Raw genomic sequence first — 15919 nt, forward strand, 5'->3', positions numbered from 1 at the left:
GGTTCAGCCGCAGAAGATCAGCGCGTCGGCACCGGATGGTCGCCGCGATAATCGTAGAAGCCGCGACCGGTTTTGCGGCCGAGCCAGCCGGCTTCGACATATTTCACCAGCAGCGGGCACGGGCGGTATTTGGAGTCCGACAGGCCCTCATGCAGCACCTGCATGATCGACAGGCAGGTGTCGAGGCCGATGAAGTCGGCGAGCTGCAGCGGTCCCATCGGATGGTTGGCTCCCAACCGCATGGCGGTGTCGATGGCGTCGACCGTGCCGACGCCTTCATAGAGCGTGTAGATCGCCTCATTGATCATCGGCAAAAGGATGCGGTTGACGATGAAAGCCGGGAAATCCTCCGAGACGGTGATGGTCTTGTCGAGGTGCTTCACATAGCTCTTGGCGGCCTCGAAGGTCTGATCCTCGGTGGCGATGCCGCGCACCAGCTCGACCAGCTTCATCACCGGCACCGGGTTCATGAAATGAATGCCGATGAAGCGCTCGGGACGGTCGGTCTGCGCGGCAAGCCGGGTGATCGAGATCGACGAGGTGTTGGTCGCCAGAATCGCTTCCGGATTGAGCTGCGGGCAGAGCTGCGCGTAGATCTTGCGCTTGACCGTCTCATCCTCGGTCGCCGCTTCGATCACCAGGTCGGCGGCGGCGAGGTCGGCCATAGCCGGGGCGGCGGAGATGCGCGCCATCGCTTCGTTGCGCGCCTTCTCCTCGAGCTTGCCGGAGCCGACCTGGCGCGCCATGTTGCCGCTGATGGTGGCGATGCCCTTCTCGATACGGTCGGGCGACACGTCGTGGATCAGGACCTTGTAGCCGCCCAGCGCCGAGACATGGGCGATACCGCCACCCATCTGACCCGCGCCGACAATGCCGATCGTCTCGATCTTGCTCATGACCCCGATCCCGTCCGGAGCATCTTCCGCGTCTTGAAGCGCGGAAACGCTCCTGTTGTTCATTTCCTGCAACCCGGACGCAACCCGCCGGATTGGCTTCAGGCCTTGATGGCCCGCTTTTTGTGCAGTGCAAACTAAAAGGGCGGGGCGACTTCGTCTACCCCACCCTTCCGATTTTAATATGCCAGAACCGGTGGCGTCAAAGCGCCTTTTGCAGCTCCGGCAGGATGACGAAGAGATCGCCGACCAGGCCGTAATCGGCGACCTGGAAGATCGGGGCTTCCTCGTCCTTGTTGATGGCGACGATGACCTTCGAGTCCTTCATGCCGGCCAGGTGCTGAATGGCGCCGGAGATGCCGACAGCGATGTAGAGGTCGGGCGCGACCACCTTGCCGGTCTGGCCGACCTGCCAGTCGTTCGGCGCGTAGCCAGCGTCGACCGCGGCGCGCGAGGCGCCGACCGCGGCGCCGAGCTTGTCGGCGACCGGCAGGATGACTTCCTGGAACTTCTCCGAGGAACCAAGCGCGCGGCCGCCCGAGATGATGATCTTGGCCGAGGTCAGCTCCGGACGGTCGTTCTCGGAGAGCTTGTTCTCGATGAAGGAGGAGAGGCCTGGATTGGCGGCGGCGTTGACCGTCTCGACCGCGGCCGAGCCGCCTTCGGGCGCCGCCGCGAAGGACGCGGTGCGCACGGTGATGACCTTCTTGGCGTCGGTCGACTGCACGGTCTGGATGGCGTTGCCGGCATAGATCGGCCGCTTGAAGGTGTCGGGCGAGACAACCTCGATGATCTCGGACACCTGGGCGACGTCGAGGAGTGCCGCCACGCGCGGCGCGACGTTCTTGCCCGACGAGGTCGCGGGCGCGACGATCGCGTCATAGGAGCCGGCGAGCGAGACGACCAGCGCTGCCGTCGGCTCGGCAAGACGCTCGGAAAGCTCGTCGGCCTCGGCGAGCAGCACCTTGCGCACACCCTTCAGCTTGGCGGCGGCATCAGCCGCGCCCTTGGCGCCCTTGCCGGCCACCAGCACGTCGACATCGGAGCCGATCTGGAGGGCCGCCGACAGCGCCTTGGCGGTCTGGTCGGAAAGGCTTGCATTGTCATGTTCGGCGATGAGGAGAATTGCCATTTTCTTTGTCCTTTCCCGATCGCTTTAAAGCACGCCGGCTTCGTTCTTCAGCTTCTCGACCAGTTCGGCCACCGACTTCACCTTGACGCCGGCCTTGCGGCCGCCCGGCTCCTCGGTCTTGATCACCTTGAGGCGCGGCTTGACGTCGGCGCCGTAGTCGGCCGGGCTCTTCTCGTCGAGCGGCTTCTTCTTGGCCTTCATGATGTTGGGCAGCGAGGCATAGCGCGGCTGGTTGAGGCGAAGGTCGGCGGTGACGATCGCCGGCATCTTCAATTCCACCGTCTGCAGGCCGCCGTCGACCTCGCGCGTCACCTTGGCCTTATCGCCTTCGAGCACGATCTTGGACGCGAAGGTGCCCTGCGGCCAACCAAGCAGTGCCGCCAGCATCTGGCCAGTCTGGTTCGAATCGTCGTCGATCGCCTGCTTGCCGAGGATGACGAGGCCGGGCGCTTCCGCCTCGACCACGCCCTTCAGCACCTTGGCGACGCCCAGCGGCTCGGTCTGCTCGTCGGTCTTGACCAGGATGGCACGGTCGGCGCCCATGGCGAGCGCGGTGCGCAGCGTCTCCTGCGCCTGCTGCGGGCCGATCGACACGACGATGATTTCTTCCGCCTTGCCGGCTTCCTTGATGCGGATCGCTTCCTCGACCGCGATCTCGTCGAACGGGTTCATCGCCATCTTGACGTTGGCAAGCTCGACGCCCAGTCCGTCGGCCTTCACCCGGACCTTGACGTTGGCGTCCACAACCCGCTTCACGGGCACAAGGATCTTCATTTTCCTGTCACCTCTCCTGAGATAGTCGGGGCGCTATAGCAGCGTGCGCCCTGTCAGAGTTGTCGAAAGCCGACATCGCGGACGGAATATCCGCCCAACTGTGCCGTTTCCGTAGTGGCGACAAATCGGCGCGTCAATATCCCACGACGCACCCAAATCGGTTCAGTCCCGGGGCGCCGCTGCTCCACGGCCCCATTGCGCCGCCGGCTGCGCCGGATCGCTCGCGGCCGGCTCGACAGGAACAGGCGGCTGCTGGATGTTGGGCGTCGGGTCCGGCTCGCCGTCGGCGCCGGCCAGCAGCGGCACGCCCCGGCTGCGCAGAACCAGCACCAGGATCGATCCGGCGATGATGCCGCCGATATGGCATGCCCAGGAGATCTGGTCCTCGCCGGCCGCTGCGAACATCACGACCTGGAACAGGATCCATAGGATCAGCGGAATGAAGGCCGGGATGCGCAACGGAATGCGGGCAAAGGCCAGCACCCAGACTTTCACCCGGGGGTAGAGGATCAGGTAGGCGGCGACGACCCCGGCGATGGCGCCCGAAGCGCCGATCAACGGCACCTGCGAATCCCAGGCCACCAACCCCTGGAAGAAGGCGCCGGCGATGGCGCAGGCGAGGTAAAAGATCAGATAGCGGATATGGCCGAGCGCATCCTCGACATTGTCGCCGAACACCCAGAGGAACAGCATGTTGCCGCCGAGATGGAAGATGTCGGCATGCAGGAAGGAATAGGTGAGGTAGCTCAGGCTCTCGGGGATGACGACGAATTCGGGCGAGAGCTCGACCTTGTCGTGAACCACCGACGGGATGAAGCCGAGACCGAGAACCGCGGCATTGGTGAAGTTCTCACCGCCGAGCGTGGTCGCCAGGTAGACCAGCACGTTCGCCACGATCAGGCCGATCGTCACATATTGCAGCCGGATATGGCGCAGCCTGTTGGTGTCGTAAAGCGGGATGAACATCGGACCCTCCCGCCTGCGGATTCAGCGGTTCTTGCCGGGAACCCATAGCACGTCGGCCTTTCCATTGTCATTGACCGCGCGGGCGGCGACGAACAGGAAATCCGAGACGCGGTTGATGTATTTGAGCGCCTCGCGGTTGACATGCTCGGCTGGATCCTGCGCCAGCGCCACCATCAGGCGCTCGGCGCGGCGCGCCACGGTGCGGGCAAGATGGAGCGCGGCCGCGGCCGGCGTGCCGCCGTTCAGCACGAAGGATTTCAGCGGCTGCAGTTCCTTGTTGAGCGCGTCGATGTCCTGCTCGACGCGGTCGGTCTGGGCGGCGACGATGCGCAACGGCTCGTATTCCAGCGGCTTGCCGTCGTCCGGCACGGCGAGGTCGGCGCCCAGATCGAACAGATCGTTCTGGATACGCGACAGCATGGCGTCGATCGCCAGATGCTCGGCGCCGGTGTGGACGCGGGCCATGCCGATGCAGGCATTGGCCTCGTCGACGGTGCCATAGGCGTCGACGCGCAGGTCGGATTTCAGCCGCCGCTCGCCGGTGCCGAGCCCGGTAGTGCCGTCGTCGCCAGTGCGGGTGTAGATCTTGTTGAGCTTGACCACGCCGTCCTCTCTGAGATCCTCTATTTGCGCGTGAAATAGACAACCAGCAACAGCAGCGCCAGGGCCACGGCCTGCAGCATGATGCGCGCCTGCATCAGCTTGTTCGAGGTGAAGCCGGAGCCGCCGCGCATCATGTTGATCAGGCCGCGAACCAGCACGATCACCACGGCGGCCATCGCGACGATGGCGAGAATCTTGAAGATGATGAGCATCTGGCTGGCTCCGGTTCAGGTTCGGTCAGGCGCGCCTGGCGAGCACGCGGTAGAGCAGGGAGGCCGGCAGGATGCGTTTCAGCGCCGCGCCGATCCTGGCCGGCAGCGTTACCACATAGTGCGGGCGCGGGCGCTGTGACAGAAGCGCGTGGCGCAACGCCCTGTGCACGACCTCCGGTCCCGGCTTCAGCTTCGACACGCTGCCGCCCGCCTGAAGCCTTGCGAGCTGCGTCTGATAATCGGCGCGGTGGACGGAATTCTCGACGTCGATATTCTTCAAGAACCAGGGCAGGCCATTGCTGGCGATCTTCGACCTCACCGGTCCCGGTTCGATCAAGGATAGGTGGATGCCGCTGCCTTCGAGCTCCTGGCGCATGCACAGCATCAGGCCTTCGATGGCGTGCTTGGAGGCCGAATAGGCGCCGCGGAAGCGGACCGGAGCCAGTCCGAGGATCGAGGAGCAGTGGACGAGCCGGCCGTGCCCCTGGCGGCGCATGACCGGCACGACGCGCCGGGTGAGATCGTGCCAGCCGAAGAAATTGGCCTCGAACTGCTCGCGAAGTGCTGCGACCGGCAGGTCCTCGACGGCGCCGGGCTGGGCGTAGGCGCCGTTGTTGAAGAGCGCATCAAGCGTGCCGCCGGTCCGCTCCAGCACCGCATCGACCAAGGCGGCGATGGATTCGGGCTCGCGATAGTCGAGATAGAAGGCCTCCAGGCCGTCGGCCTCGAGGGCCGCGATGTCGGCCGGCTTGCGCGCCGTGGCGAACACCCGCCAACCTTCCGCCTTCAACGCCCGCGCGCAGTAGGCGCCGATACCGGAGGAGGCGCCGGTGACGATGACGGTGCGCAACTCTTCTGCCGCGGGGCGCGTTGTGGGACCTGGGGTTGCCATTTACCGCAATCACTTCCCATATTCGCGGCGTTGACACAATCGAGCGGAGCGCGGGCCCTTGCTGCGGAATATCGTCGCCCTCAAGCGCGTGCTCTACGATGCGATAGGCCACTTCAATACCGATGACGGCTGGGCGATGGCCAGCCATCTGGCGATCACCTCGCTGATGGCGCTGTTTCCGTTCCTGATCTTCGCCACGACGCTGGCCAGCTTCCTCGGCGCGCGCGCCTTCGCCGACACGGCCGTGCATCTGGTCTTCGACACATGGCCGGAGCAGATCGCCAAGCCGATCGCGCATGAGGTGCTCAACGTGCTCACGGTGCGCCGCACCGACCTTCTGACCTATGGCGTGCTGCTTGCGGCCTATTTCGCTTCCAACGGCATCGAAGCCCTGCGCACTTCGCTCAACCGCGCTTATCGGGTCACCGAGACGCGCGGCATCATCCACCGCCGGGTGCAAAGCATCATCTTCGTCTTGATCGCCACCGCCTGCTTTCTCGCCATCAGCGTGCTTTTGGTGTTCGCGCCGCTGCTGGCGCGGCTGGCGGAAGCGCATCTGGAATGGATCAAGCCCTATATGGGAACGATCACCATCTGGCGTTACGTGATCGCCTCGACGGTCATCGTCATCGGGCTGTTCTCCGTGCATATCTGGCTGCCGGCCGGCAAGCGGCGCTTCGTCTCGATCATACCGGGCATCGTCTTCACGCTGGTCGCCTGGCTGGTCGGGTCGACGATCTTCGCCACCTATCTCGACCATTTCTCGTCCTATGTGACGACCTATGCCGGGCTCGCCTCGATCATGATCGCGGTCGTCTTCCTCTACATCATCTCGGCGATCTTCATTCTCGGCGGCGAGCTCAATGCCGCGATCAGCCGTTATCTCGAAGCCCGAGCGCGGGTCGGGTGAGTTGGCGCCGGTCAGAAGAGGAACTGAAGAACTGGAGAATTGAAGAATTGAGGAACTGGGGAAAATGCGCCGACGCTTGGCTCCGCCCTTCTTCCTCAATTCCTCAGTTCCCCAGTTCCCCAGTTCTTCAATTCCCCAGTTCCCCTTTCCTCGCCTGTCGCGCCGTCGCCAGGGCGACGCCGAGCGTGGCGATCGCCATGCCGGCGATCTGCAGCAGGTTGAGCTGCTCGTTGAAAAGCAGCCAGGCGATGACCGCGGTTACGGCCGGCACCAGGTAGAATAGCGAGGCGACCTTCGACATCTCACCGTCCCTGATCATCACCATCAGCAGGAATATGGCGCCGACCGACAGCACCAGGACCAGCCAGGCCATGGCGAAGATCAATTCGCCATTGATGGTGACGGCGCGGGTCTCGAAGGCGAGCGAGCCCAGGATCATCACGGCGGAGCCGCCGACATACTGCCACATCGTCGCCGACACCAGATCGCCGCCTGAGGCATAGCGCTTCTGCCAGATGGTGCCGGCGCTCATGCCAAGCACGGAGACGAGCGAAGCCGTCAGCGTCGCCGGCGTGACGCCGCCGCCCAGCGCGCCCAGCTTCGGCCACAGCACGATGACGACGCCGAGAAGGCCGACGGCGAGGCCGGCCCAATGGCGCGGCAGGATCGCTTCGCCGAGGAACTTTCCGGCGAGCACGGCGGTGATCAACGGCTGCAGGCCGACGATCAGCGCCGAAAACCCGGCCGGCATGCCCCTGTGGATCGCCCAGAAGACGGCGCCGAGATAGACACCATGCATGAGGACGCCGGCCACCGTTGCGTGCAGCGCCTCTTCGCGCGTCGCCTTGCGCGAGCCAAGCAGAACGGTCAGCCCCGCGAACAGGGCCGCCGCGATCACGAAGCGGATGGCAAGGAAGGTGAAGGGTTCCGCCCAGGGCATGGCATAGCGCGCGCCAATGAAGCCGGTCGCCCACAGAACGACGAAGGAGGCGGGAATGAACCGCTTGATGCTCTGCATGGGGGAGGCTGCCGGGATGAACGGTTGATGACGGCAATTGCTCTAATGCCGTTCAATCCCGCAAGCAAAACGAAACGGTTGATCCATAAGCTAAGTTGAATTCATCAAACCGTGCCAACAGGGGCATGGCGTGTCGCCGCGCCATGGTGAGGCATGTTTTTGCATCTGGACACGACCTGGCTCTTGTTCGCCTTCGCGATCATTGTGGCCTTCGGCTTCTTCTTCGGCACGGCGCTCGACGCGATCATGAAGGAGAGCGGCTTCGGCCCGACCGGCAACACACTGCTGTTCATCTTCGGCTTTTTCGTCGCGGTGGGGGTCGCAAACAAGCATGGCATCAGCCTGAGCGATCTCAAGCTGGCGGTGGCCTGCGGGCTGGGCGGCGCCTTTGTCTTCATCAGCGTGCTGGCGCTGATCAAGGCCGGGATGGCGCGCCTCTAGCCAGCTAAAAACCGACCAATCGTCTGACGTCCTGCGGCGACATGCCCGCCTCCCGGAGGGAGGCCAGGCCGGTGTCCTTGAGGCTCTTTGACAGTTTCCTGCCGTCCGCACCGAGGATCAGGCGGTGGTGGAAATAACGCGGCTGCGGCAGGCCGAGCAGTTGCTGCAGCAGGCGCTGCACCCCGGTCGCCGAATAGAGGTCCTGGCCGCGCACGACATGGCTGACAGCCTGCAGCGCGTCGTCGACGACGACGGCGAGATGATAGCTGGTCGGGATGTCGCGGCGGGCGATGATGACGTCGCCCCAGGCCCGCGGTTGCGCTTCGATTGCTCGCGTCGCCGACATCGTCTCGTCGGTGAACTCCACCCATGACAGGCCGGCCGTGACGCGCGCCATCGCCGCCTCGACATCGAGCCGCCAGGCGAAGGGCATGTTGTCCGCGATCCGCCGCTTGCGTTCCTTCACCGGCAAGTGCTTGTCGAGCGGCGGATAGAGCGGCACGCCGTCCGGATCGCGCGGCCAGTCGCGGCCGCCGGTCTCGGCGATAAAGGCGCGGATCTCGCCGCGGCTCATGAAGGCCGGATAGACGAGTTCCTCGGCGATCAACCGGTCCAGCACCTCCCGGTATTCGGCGAAATGCTCGGACTGGCGGCGCACCGGTTCTTCCCAACGCAATCCCAGCCATTCGAGGTCGCGAAAAATGCCGGCTTCGAATTCGGGCGTGCAGCGCAGGACATCGATATCCTCGATGCGCAGCAGCAGGCGCCCGCCGACCTGCGCCGCCATGCGCTGGTTGAGCAGAGCCGAGTAGGCATGGCCGAGATGCAATTGGCCATTGGGGCTCGGCGCGAAGCGGAATGTCAGGAGTGTCATATCTCGGGCGGTATTCGGGTTGAAAGGCGCTTCCGCCGGTTGCTAGTTAGCCATCAATTGCCATTTCGCGGGCGCCCTGGGAACAAGCAACGTGCAACGCATCGCCTCGCTGGACGACATTGCGACAGGGCTCGACGCGCTCTGCCGGATCGATCCGCGGCTGGCGACCGTGCGCGGCCGGGCGGGCGAAGTGCCGCTGCGGCTGTCGGAACCTGGCTTTCAGAGCCTCGCTTCCATTATCGTTTCACAGCAAGTTTCCCGCGCCAGCGCCGACGCCATCTTCGGGCGGCTGGTGAAGCTTGTCGACCCGCTGACGCCGCAGGCGATCCTTGCCGCCGGCGAGGGCGTGTTTCGCGAGGCCGGGCTGTCGCGGCCGAAACAGCGCGGGCTGCTCGCCGTGGCCGAAGCGGTGGCCGGCGGGCTCGATCTCGATCACCTGTGCACCCTGGACGCCGGCGAGGCGATCGCGGCGATGACGGCCGTGCCCGGCATCGGTCCATGGACGGCGGAATGCTACCTTTTGTTTGCCGCCGGCCACCCGGATGTGTTTCCCGCGCGCGACGTCGCACTGCAGACGGCGGTCGGCCATGCGCTCGGCATCAACCCGCGCCCGCCGGAGAAAATGCTTATCCGGCTGGCCGAATCATGGAGCCCGTATCGGGGTGTCGCGTCACGGCTTTTTTGGGCTTATTACCGGGAATTGAAGGGCAGGGATGCGGCGCCGACTGTCGAAATGGCAAAAAAAGCCTGAAAATCATGCGGTTTTGGCGATTTCGACGCACGACAATCCGCTTCACATCCCTGTCATGTCGGGCTTACAGTATCCGCGCCGTTCGGTTCTAGAAGCAAGGAGGCGAAGGACGTGACGGTTGCCGTATCTCCGGATGGGCTTCCCGCGCTGGTGCTGAACGCGGACTACCGTCCGCTCAGCTATTACCCCCTGTCGCTCTGGTCGTGGCAGGACGCCATCAAGGCCGTCTTCCTCGACCGGGTGAACATCGTCGCCGAATACGAGCACGCCGTCTCTTCGCCGACCTTCTCGATGAAGCTGCCGAGCGTGGTCAGCCTCAAAGCCTATGTGAAGCCGTCCAGGCATCCCGCCTTCACCCGCTTCAACGTCTTCCTGCGCGACCGCTTCCAGTGCCAGTATTGCGGAACGCCCGAGGATCTGACGTTCGACCATGTCATCCCGCGCCATCGCGGCGGAGCGACGACCTGGGAGAATGTCGTCGCCGCCTGCTCGCCTTGCAACCTCCGCAAGGGCGGCATGATGCCGGCCCAGGCCAAGATGTGGCCGCTGCAAAAACCCTATCAGCCGACGGTGCACGACCTGCACAACAACGGCCGCCTGTTCCCGCCCAACCATCTGCATGAAAGCTGGATGGATTATCTCTACTGGGATGTCGAACTCGAACCTTGAGATCGTTCGAGAATTCGGGAGGCTGGCCGTCTGAAGCAAGCGTCTGCGCTTCCGGCGCTCACGTACTGTAAGTACGCTCCGCTCCGGTTCTCGACGCTCACTTCATACGACTCATCCTGCCGAATTCTGCGCCGCTTTGGTGCCGGCTCAGTCCCGTGCGAGCGCGCTGCGGAAGGCGACGGCGGCGAGGACGAGGCTGGCGATGGCGTTCCAGCCGGCGAGCGACAGGCCGAGGATGCGCAGCGCGGCCTTGTCGCAGGAGGGCGGCACGAACTTGTCGAGCGCGTCGAGCACGCCCTTGCCGCCGGTGTCGACCGGACCGGCGCCGGCGGTGCAGTCGGCCGGACCTTGCCACCAGGCCCATTCGACGCCCGAATGATAGACGCCGAGATAGAGGCCGTAGAGCATCAGCAAGCCGCCGATCGCGAGCAGGCCGCGCGTCACCCAGGCCGGCGCGCGCAGCATCGAGGCGATCGCCGCCAGCACCATCAGCGGTACACCGATATAGTAGGGCGTGCGCTGCTCCAGGCAGAGATGGCAGGGGATGTAGCCGCCGATATATTGGAAGGCGAGCGCCGAGCCGACCGTCGCGGCCATGGCGACGGCGAGAAAGAGCGCCGCGCGCATGCGCTGGCGTCCGGTATCGGCATTCATGGTCGCGGTCATCTATCGGGTCCGTTGTTGCGTCGCTATCCGTGGGCGTATCTGACGAGGATATAGAGCAAAATCAGGGCAGCGGCGCCGGCGCCGACAATCAATCCCAAGCGCTTTTCGATGAACTCTCTGATCTCCTCGCCATAGCGGCGAAGCAGCCAGGCAAGCAGCAGGAAACGCGCGCCGCGCGCCACGATCGCGAGCCCGATGAAAAGCAACAGATTGACGCCGATGACGCCCGACAGGATCGTCACCACCTTGATCGGCGGCAGATGGGCCGCGCCCGAGGTGACCAGCATCAGGATGATGAAGCCGACGCCGGACGAGGTGCGCAACTGCTCGAACTCATCATATTTGCCGTAGAATTCAAGCACCGGCTTGGCGACTGCCTCATAGGCATAGTGGCCGATGAACCAGCCGGCGACGCCGCCCAGGACCGAAGCGACCGTGGCGATCAGCGCGTAGCGATAGGCGCGCTGGGGTTTGGACAGCGCCATCGGCAGGAAGAGCACGTCGGCCGGCACCAGGAAGACCGAGCTTTCGACGAAGGCGATGAAGGCCAGCCACCATTCGGCCGATTTGCGCGCCGCCAGCGACAGGGTCCAGTCGTAAAGTCCGCGAAGCATCGGCTCTCCTAATGCGATTGACACAATTCCGGACGGAAAACCGCTGCGCTTTTCCTGGAATTGCCTAATGCATGTCACCCCAAACGGCGCAGCGGTTTTCGGCCACCGGCATGCACGAAACAAGGACCCAAAGCGCCGCAGCCGCCATTATCGACCGAGCACCTTAAACATTCGCCTCTCTAGAAAGGTTTCCCGCGGCGCACAATGGCGGTGGTCCTTACAAGACCGCCGGATGCTGTTTGGCCGAAGCGGTGCCGGCAAATCCGCAACAGGCCAGTTGACGAAAGGCTGTCCAACCGTATAGTCCGCGCCCATCCAGGCCGCCCGGCCTGAGCCCCTATGGCGGAATTGGTAGACGCGCTCGACTCAAAATCGAGTTCCGCAAGGAGTGCTGGTTCGATCCCGGCTAGGGGCACCATTCTTCGCTCTGCGAGCTTCGGATGGCAGGCCACCCTTTTTGAGCTTCGGGTGGCAGGCCATTGCCCTTACGAGCTTCGCATGGCAGGCCATCCCGAACGCCCTACCGCATATTCCCCGTATGCCCCTGCGAGTAGCGCCCCGGCTGCGGCCACACCGTCAGGCCATGCGGCTCGGCGCCGACGCGGATTTTCGTCACGGCGCCGCTGGTGGTGTCGATCATATAAACCTCGCTGTCGAAGCGGCCCGACAGCCATAGCTGCCTGCCGTCGGCGCTGACATTGCCCATGTCGGGGCTGCCGCCGCCGGGGATCGGCCATTGCGCGACCACCGCGCGGGTGGCGAAGTCGATCACCGTGACGCTTCCCGGACCCCTGGCCTTGCCCTGCTCCATCCTGTGCGAGCCGCGGTTCGAGACGTAGAGCCGCTTGCCGTCGCGGCTGACGACGAAGCCGTGCGCGCCGATGCCGGTCGGGATGAAGCCGATTTCCCGAAAACTGTCGCCGTCGACCAGGAACACGCCGTCATTCATCATGTCGGCGACGTAGAAGACCTTGCCGTCGGGCGACAGGCGGATGTCCTGCGGCATGCCCATCCTGGAGAAGTCCAGATGGCCGAGCAACTTCTGGTTCTTCAGGTCGATCTTGGCCAAGCCGCCGTCGCCATATTCGCAGGTGAAGATCGCATAGGAGCCGTCGGCAGAGAAGTCGGCATGGTTGATGCCCGGGCAAGTCGGCGTCGGCAGGCTCGATTTCAACGCCATGGTGTGCGGGTCGCGGAAATCGAGCTGCTCCATCGCCTCGTCGACGACGATTGCCGCGCTGCCGTCCGGCATGAAATAGAGATTGTAGGGGTCGTCGACCGCGATCTGCTGGCCGGGCATGGCCGTCATCGGGTCGATCGGCGTCAGGCTGCCGTTTTTGCCGGTGCCGTTGTTGGCGACCCACAGCGTCTTCAAATCCCAGGACGGAATAACATGCTGCGGCTTGCTGCCGACCGGGAAGCGGCCGACCTCCTTCAAGGTGACGGTGTCGATCACCGAGACGCTGTTGGAGGAGCGGTTCGGCACATAGACGCGCGGCAGCGCGCCGGCGGTGGCGGGGCTCAGATGGCCGGCCGTGGTCTGGCTGTAGATATTGACCGGGGGAGGCGCCGGATCGCTGCAATCCTCCGGGCAGGTGTCGGCCACGGCTCGAGCCGGAAGCATGGCGAGCAGGACAAGCGGCGCACAAAGGCGGGCGAAGCGCAGTACGGTATCGATCATTTGAAGTGCTTTGTGGTGAAGGCAGGCCGGGTCCGGCCGCCGCAAGCCATAGCCGGTGTCTCGCCGCCCATCTAGCGTCTTTTCAGCAGGCTCCGCATGCGGTTGCGCAAGATGCGCGCCATGTTGCGGGTCTCGCGGTAGAGATGCAGTTGCGAGGCGGCCTGACGGGCCAGCCGGTCGGCGTCCGGCGTCAGCCCGATCACCAGCGTGCCCATCGGCTTGCGCTCGCTCCACAGACGGCTCATCACCGGATGGTCCGGAACCGCGCAGGAATCGGTCATGACGATGTTGGGATCGTCGAGATGCTGCCTGGTCACCTCGATCATCAGCAGCGTTCCTGGCGAATAGGCGGAGAGCGCCTCGTCATAGGCCGTCTTCCAGGTATAGGCGACGCCGGCCTCGACGAAGACGACCAGGCAGGCGATGGTGCGGCCGTCGAGCGTCAAAAGGTGGATGCGGCACATGTCCTGCTCGGCCAGCCTGTGCACGGCCTCGCGGGCGAAGGCGGCGCGGTAGCGGTCGATCGCCATCGCGGTGCGCTCGCGGCCTTTCCAGCCGGCCGCTTCCAGCGTCAGGAAGCTTTCGATGGCGTGGCGGATCTCGTCCGGCCCGCGCGCCACGGTGTGCTCCAGCTTGCCGAGGTCGGCGAGACGCCGCTTCAGGCGGCGGAATTCGCGATAGTGATGCGCGCGCAGCGATGCCTTGAGGTAGTCCTCGCCGTCGGCATTGCTTTCCAGCACCGGCCGCTCGACCTTGCCGGTGGTGACCATGGTCAAGCCGCGGCTGTCGGCAAAGGAGGTGAGCAGGCTCGCCACCGGACCATCGAGGCGCATATCGGGCAGTACGAAGACTTTTGGCAGCTTGAGATGCGGCCTCGACAGCATCGAGAAGAAATCCTCGATGACGCCGACCGGATCGTCGCGATCGACCAGCGGCGTTCCGAGCGGGCCGAACGGGCTCGACCATGTGCGCATCACCGGGACGCCGAGCGGGATCGCCGGCCGCTCGACCGAGAACGGCGCCAGAAGCCGAAGCCGGTTGCGGTATTCGTCGCCGTCGCGGATGACGGCCAGCCGCACCTCGCGGTCTTCCAGCCGCGGCATCGCCGGCGCCAGGAAGCGCGGGTTGAAGAAGACGTTCGGCTCGATCGTGCGGGCGCTGAGATAGTCGAGTTCCTCGACGAGGTCGAAGCCGGCCGAGGCCGGGTAGATGGCGAGCTTGCGCTCCGGCCTGTTGCTGGCGAAGAGCTCGATATGGGCGGGGTCGACCTCGCGCGCCAGGCCGGCAAGGTTGGAAACCATGGCGCCGGCGGTGCCGCCGCTGGTCTCTTCGAGCAACGGGACGGCGGCCATCAGGCGATTTCCTTGTTTGCGGGCACGAAGATCGCCATCACGATGCCGAGCTTGCGCCAGACGGTGAAGGAGAGCGCGCTGGCCTCGAAGACCATGGCCAGGCTGGTGGCGATTGCCGCGCCCCAGAGGCCGAACAGCGGAATGAGGATCACGTTGAGGCCGATGTTGAGCGCAAGCGTCATGGCATAGACGGCGGCGCATATGTTCTGGTTCCCGCTCATGGTGAGCAGGCTTTCGCAGGGGCCGACGGCGGCGCGCGCCACGACGCCCAGCACCAGCAGGAAGAGCAGCGGGTAGCCGGCGGCGAATTCGGGACCGAACAGCACCAGCATAGGCTCGCCCAGCGCCAGCACCATGAGCGCCATCAGCAGCGAGGGCCAGAAGGTCCAGGAGACGGTCTCGCGGGCGAAGGCGGCGAGCCGATGCGGCTCGCCATGCGTGAACTGGGCGTAGCGCTGTGCAACGCCGGCCTTGACCGCGAAATAGACGAAATGCACCAGCGCCAGCGTCTTCACCGTGGCGAAATAGACAGCGACGTCATTGGGGTCGAGATAGGCGCCCACCATCAGCACGTCGGCATTGGTGAGCAGGAAGAAGAAGCCCTCGACCAGGAAGATCGGCAGCGAAACGAGGATCCACTGGCCGAAATGCACCGCCATCGGCCCGGCCGGGATCTTTTTCTCCATGCGCGAGGTGACGGCCATCAGCTGGCCGAGCGTGGTGACATAGGTTGCGGCGATGGAGGCGAAGATCGCGGTCTTGGCGTCGGGCACATAGTGCAGGCCAAGCATCAGCGCCATGAACGCCAGGATCAGCACCGGCCGCACTAGATAGGTGGGCGACAGCGCCAGCAGCGCCCAGGAATTGGCGCGCGCCAGCCCTTGCAGAAGGTCGCCGAGCGCGATCATCGGCAGGCAGATGACGCCGAGGATGAAGGGGACGACGTAGTAATTCTCGATCCAGTCCGAGGCGAGCCAGACGCCAAGGGCGCCGAGGCCTGCCACCAGCGTCGAGGCGACGAGCACGAACAGGCGGCTCGCCTGCACGATGCCGCGCAGCTCGGCCAGCATGCCGCGCTCGCGATATTCGGGGATGAAGCGGATGACCGAGGTGTGAAAGCCGAGGCAGGCGAGGTTGCCGACGATGACCATCGTCACCCAGACCAGCACCGAGATACCGTATTCGAACGAGCCCATCCAGCGTGCCATCAGCACCTGGCTGACAAAGGCGATGAAGGCGCTGACGATGCGGATGGAGAAGGCGATCAGCGACATGCGCCCGGCTTCGCCGCGCTCGTCGGCGGTGGACAGCACGGCATCGATGCGGCCAAGCAATGGCCGCATGCGCAGCGCCCAGCGCTGCGGCAGGAACCGCCCGGCAGTCGTCGCCGCGGAAAAGCGCACCCCGAATACTCTCCGTTTTCCGCCTCTTTCCAAGGTTTCGGGTCTATCCGAAACACCTTAAGAAAGGG

The 15919-nt window shown here is 64.7% G+C and carries 18 protein-coding genes and 1 tRNA gene; 5 read left to right on the top strand and 14 right to left on the bottom strand.

Annotated features, from left to right (window positions below; genetic code table 11):
- Window positions 1–17: 17 nt before the first annotated feature.
- The 7 genes from LB538_RS18360 to LB538_RS18390 form a co-directional block, all read right to left on the bottom strand.
- Window positions 18–896 (bottom strand): 3-hydroxybutyryl-CoA dehydrogenase, encoded by an 879-nt coding sequence (locus LB538_RS18360; RefSeq protein ID WP_224527472.1) that lies wholly within the window; start codon window positions 894–896, stop codon window positions 18–20.
- Window positions 897–1095: 199 nt separating this feature from the next.
- Window positions 1096–2025 carry an electron transfer flavoprotein subunit alpha/FixB family protein gene (locus tag LB538_RS18365; RefSeq protein WP_224527476.1) on the bottom strand — a complete coding sequence of 310 codons (930 nt, stop codon included), beginning with the start codon at window positions 2023–2025 and terminating at the stop codon, window positions 1096–1098.
- 24 nt (window positions 2026–2049) lie between these two features.
- A complete protein-coding gene (locus LB538_RS18370) occupies window positions 2050–2799 on the bottom strand; it encodes an electron transfer flavoprotein subunit beta/FixA family protein (protein WP_224527479.1) in 750 nt (249 codons plus the stop codon).
- A 162-nt stretch (window positions 2800–2961) separates the two neighbouring features.
- On the bottom strand, window positions 2962–3765 hold the full coding sequence (locus tag LB538_RS18375) for a rhomboid family intramembrane serine protease (protein ID WP_224527482.1): 804 nt from the start codon (window positions 3763–3765) through the stop codon (window positions 2962–2964).
- Window positions 3766–3786: 21 nt separating this feature from the next.
- A complete protein-coding gene (locus LB538_RS18380; protein ID WP_224527484.1) occupies window positions 3787–4368 on the bottom strand; it encodes a cob(I)yrinic acid a,c-diamide adenosyltransferase in 582 nt (193 codons plus the stop codon).
- A 20-nt stretch (window positions 4369–4388) separates the two neighbouring features.
- Complete coding sequence (locus LB538_RS18385; RefSeq protein WP_095767495.1) at window positions 4389–4580, bottom strand: twin transmembrane helix small protein; 192 nt, start codon at window positions 4578–4580, stop codon at window positions 4389–4391.
- Between the two features lie 25 nt (window positions 4581–4605).
- Window positions 4606–5472: an SDR family oxidoreductase gene (locus LB538_RS18390; protein WP_224527487.1), complete on the bottom strand. Its 867-nt coding sequence runs from the start codon at window positions 5470–5472 to the stop codon at window positions 4606–4608.
- A gap of 58 nt (window positions 5473–5530) precedes the next feature.
- On the opposite strand from LB538_RS18390, the gene LB538_RS18395 reads away from it, so the two are divergent.
- Complete coding sequence (locus tag LB538_RS18395; protein ID WP_095767497.1) at window positions 5531–6382, top strand: YihY/virulence factor BrkB family protein; 852 nt, start codon at window positions 5531–5533, stop codon at window positions 6380–6382.
- 127 nt (window positions 6383–6509) lie between these two features.
- Here the strand turns inward: LB538_RS18395 and LB538_RS18400 are convergent, their stop codons facing one another.
- On the bottom strand, window positions 6510–7400 hold the full coding sequence (locus tag LB538_RS18400; protein WP_224527489.1) for a DMT family transporter: 891 nt from the start codon (window positions 7398–7400) through the stop codon (window positions 6510–6512).
- Window positions 7401–7583: 183 nt separating this feature from the next.
- On the opposite strand from LB538_RS18400, the gene LB538_RS18405 reads away from it, so the two are divergent.
- Window positions 7584–7841, top strand: coding sequence for a hypothetical protein (locus tag LB538_RS18405; RefSeq protein ID WP_224527491.1), 258 nt, complete (start codon window positions 7584–7586; stop codon window positions 7839–7841).
- Between the two features lie 4 nt (window positions 7842–7845).
- Here the strand turns inward: LB538_RS18405 and gluQRS are convergent, their stop codons facing one another.
- Entirely contained in the window at window positions 7846–8715 is an 870-nt protein-coding gene (gluQRS, locus tag LB538_RS18410; RefSeq protein WP_224527493.1) for a tRNA glutamyl-Q(34) synthetase GluQRS, read from the bottom strand.
- Window positions 8716–8806: 91 nt separating this feature from the next.
- Here gluQRS and LB538_RS18415 point away from each other — a divergent pair, with 91 nt between their 5' ends.
- A complete protein-coding gene (locus LB538_RS18415; protein WP_224527495.1) occupies window positions 8807–9466 on the top strand; it encodes a DNA-3-methyladenine glycosylase family protein in 660 nt (219 codons plus the stop codon).
- A 111-nt stretch (window positions 9467–9577) separates the two neighbouring features.
- Entirely contained in the window at window positions 9578–10135 is a 558-nt protein-coding gene (locus LB538_RS18420) for an HNH endonuclease (protein ID WP_027167440.1), read from the top strand.
- 147 nt (window positions 10136–10282) lie between these two features.
- On the opposite strand, the gene LB538_RS18425 is transcribed toward LB538_RS18420, so the two are convergent.
- On the bottom strand, window positions 10283–10801 hold the full coding sequence (locus LB538_RS18425; protein ID WP_095767503.1) for a disulfide bond formation protein B: 519 nt from the start codon (window positions 10799–10801) through the stop codon (window positions 10283–10285).
- A 23-nt stretch (window positions 10802–10824) separates the two neighbouring features.
- Window positions 10825–11415: a YqaA family protein gene (locus LB538_RS18430; protein ID WP_224527497.1), complete on the bottom strand. Its 591-nt coding sequence runs from the start codon at window positions 11413–11415 to the stop codon at window positions 10825–10827.
- A gap of 333 nt (window positions 11416–11748) precedes the next feature.
- Here LB538_RS18430 and LB538_RS18435 point away from each other — a divergent pair.
- Window positions 11749–11833 (top strand) — tRNA-Leu (locus LB538_RS18435).
- A gap of 102 nt (window positions 11834–11935) precedes the next feature.
- Here the strand turns inward: LB538_RS18435 and LB538_RS18440 are convergent.
- The 3 genes from LB538_RS18440 to LB538_RS18450 all read right to left on the bottom strand — a co-directional run bounded on the left by LB538_RS18440 (window position 11936) and on the right by LB538_RS18450 (window position 15851).
- Window positions 11936–13096 (bottom strand): YncE family protein, encoded by a 1161-nt coding sequence (locus tag LB538_RS18440; RefSeq protein ID WP_224527499.1) that lies wholly within the window; start codon window positions 13094–13096, stop codon window positions 11936–11938.
- A gap of 71 nt (window positions 13097–13167) precedes the next feature.
- Window positions 13168–14448: a GNAT family N-acetyltransferase gene (locus LB538_RS18445; protein WP_224527501.1), complete on the bottom strand. Its 1281-nt coding sequence runs from the start codon at window positions 14446–14448 to the stop codon at window positions 13168–13170.
- Window positions 14448–15851 carry a lipopolysaccharide biosynthesis protein gene (locus tag LB538_RS18450; protein ID WP_224527503.1) on the bottom strand — a complete coding sequence of 468 codons (1404 nt, stop codon included), beginning with the start codon at window positions 15849–15851 and terminating at the stop codon, window positions 14448–14450. Before LB538_RS18450 ends, LB538_RS18445 begins: the two co-directional genes overlap by 1 nt.
- Window positions 15852–15919: the final 68 nt, after the last annotated feature.

The sequence above is a fragment of the Mesorhizobium sp. Ca11 genome (assembly GCF_020165275.1).
In the GTDB taxonomy this organism is placed as follows: domain Bacteria; phylum Pseudomonadota; class Alphaproteobacteria; order Rhizobiales; family Rhizobiaceae; genus Mesorhizobium.

Excerpts from the sequence above, each read along its gene's own strand:
- LB538_RS18360 (WP_224527472.1), bottom strand. The coding sequence starts at position 896 with ATGAGCAAGATCGAGACGATCGGCATTGTCGGCGCGGGTCAGATGGGT.
- LB538_RS18365 (WP_224527476.1), bottom strand. The coding sequence starts at position 2,025 with ATGGCAATTCTCCTCATCGCCGAACATGACAATGCAAGCCTTTCCGAC.
- LB538_RS18370 (WP_224527479.1), bottom strand. The coding sequence starts at position 2,799 with ATGAAGATCCTTGTGCCCGTGAAGCGGGTTGTGGACGCCAACGTCAAG.
- LB538_RS18375 (WP_224527482.1), bottom strand. The coding sequence starts at position 3,765 with ATGTTCATCCCGCTTTACGACACCAACAGGCTGCGCCATATCCGGCTG.
- LB538_RS18385 (WP_095767495.1), bottom strand. The coding sequence starts at position 4,580 with ATGCTCATCATCTTCAAGATTCTCGCCATCGTCGCGATGGCCGCCGTG.
- LB538_RS18390 (WP_224527487.1), bottom strand. The coding sequence starts at position 5,472 with ATGGCAACCCCAGGTCCCACAACGCGCCCCGCGGCAGAAGAGTTGCGC.
- LB538_RS18400 (WP_224527489.1), bottom strand. The coding sequence starts at position 7,400 with ATGCAGAGCATCAAGCGGTTCATTCCCGCCTCCTTCGTCGTTCTGTGG.
- gluQRS (WP_224527493.1), bottom strand. The coding sequence starts at position 8,715 with ATGACACTCCTGACATTCCGCTTCGCGCCGAGCCCCAATGGCCAATTG.
- LB538_RS18425 (WP_095767503.1), bottom strand. The coding sequence starts at position 10,801 with ATGACCGCGACCATGAATGCCGATACCGGACGCCAGCGCATGCGCGCG.
- LB538_RS18430 (WP_224527497.1), bottom strand. The coding sequence starts at position 11,415 with ATGCTTCGCGGACTTTACGACTGGACCCTGTCGCTGGCGGCGCGCAAA.
- LB538_RS18440 (WP_224527499.1), bottom strand. The coding sequence starts at position 13,096 with ATGATCGATACCGTACTGCGCTTCGCCCGCCTTTGTGCGCCGCTTGTC.
- LB538_RS18445 (WP_224527501.1), bottom strand. The coding sequence starts at position 14,448 with ATGGCCGCCGTCCCGTTGCTCGAAGAGACCAGCGGCGGCACCGCCGGC.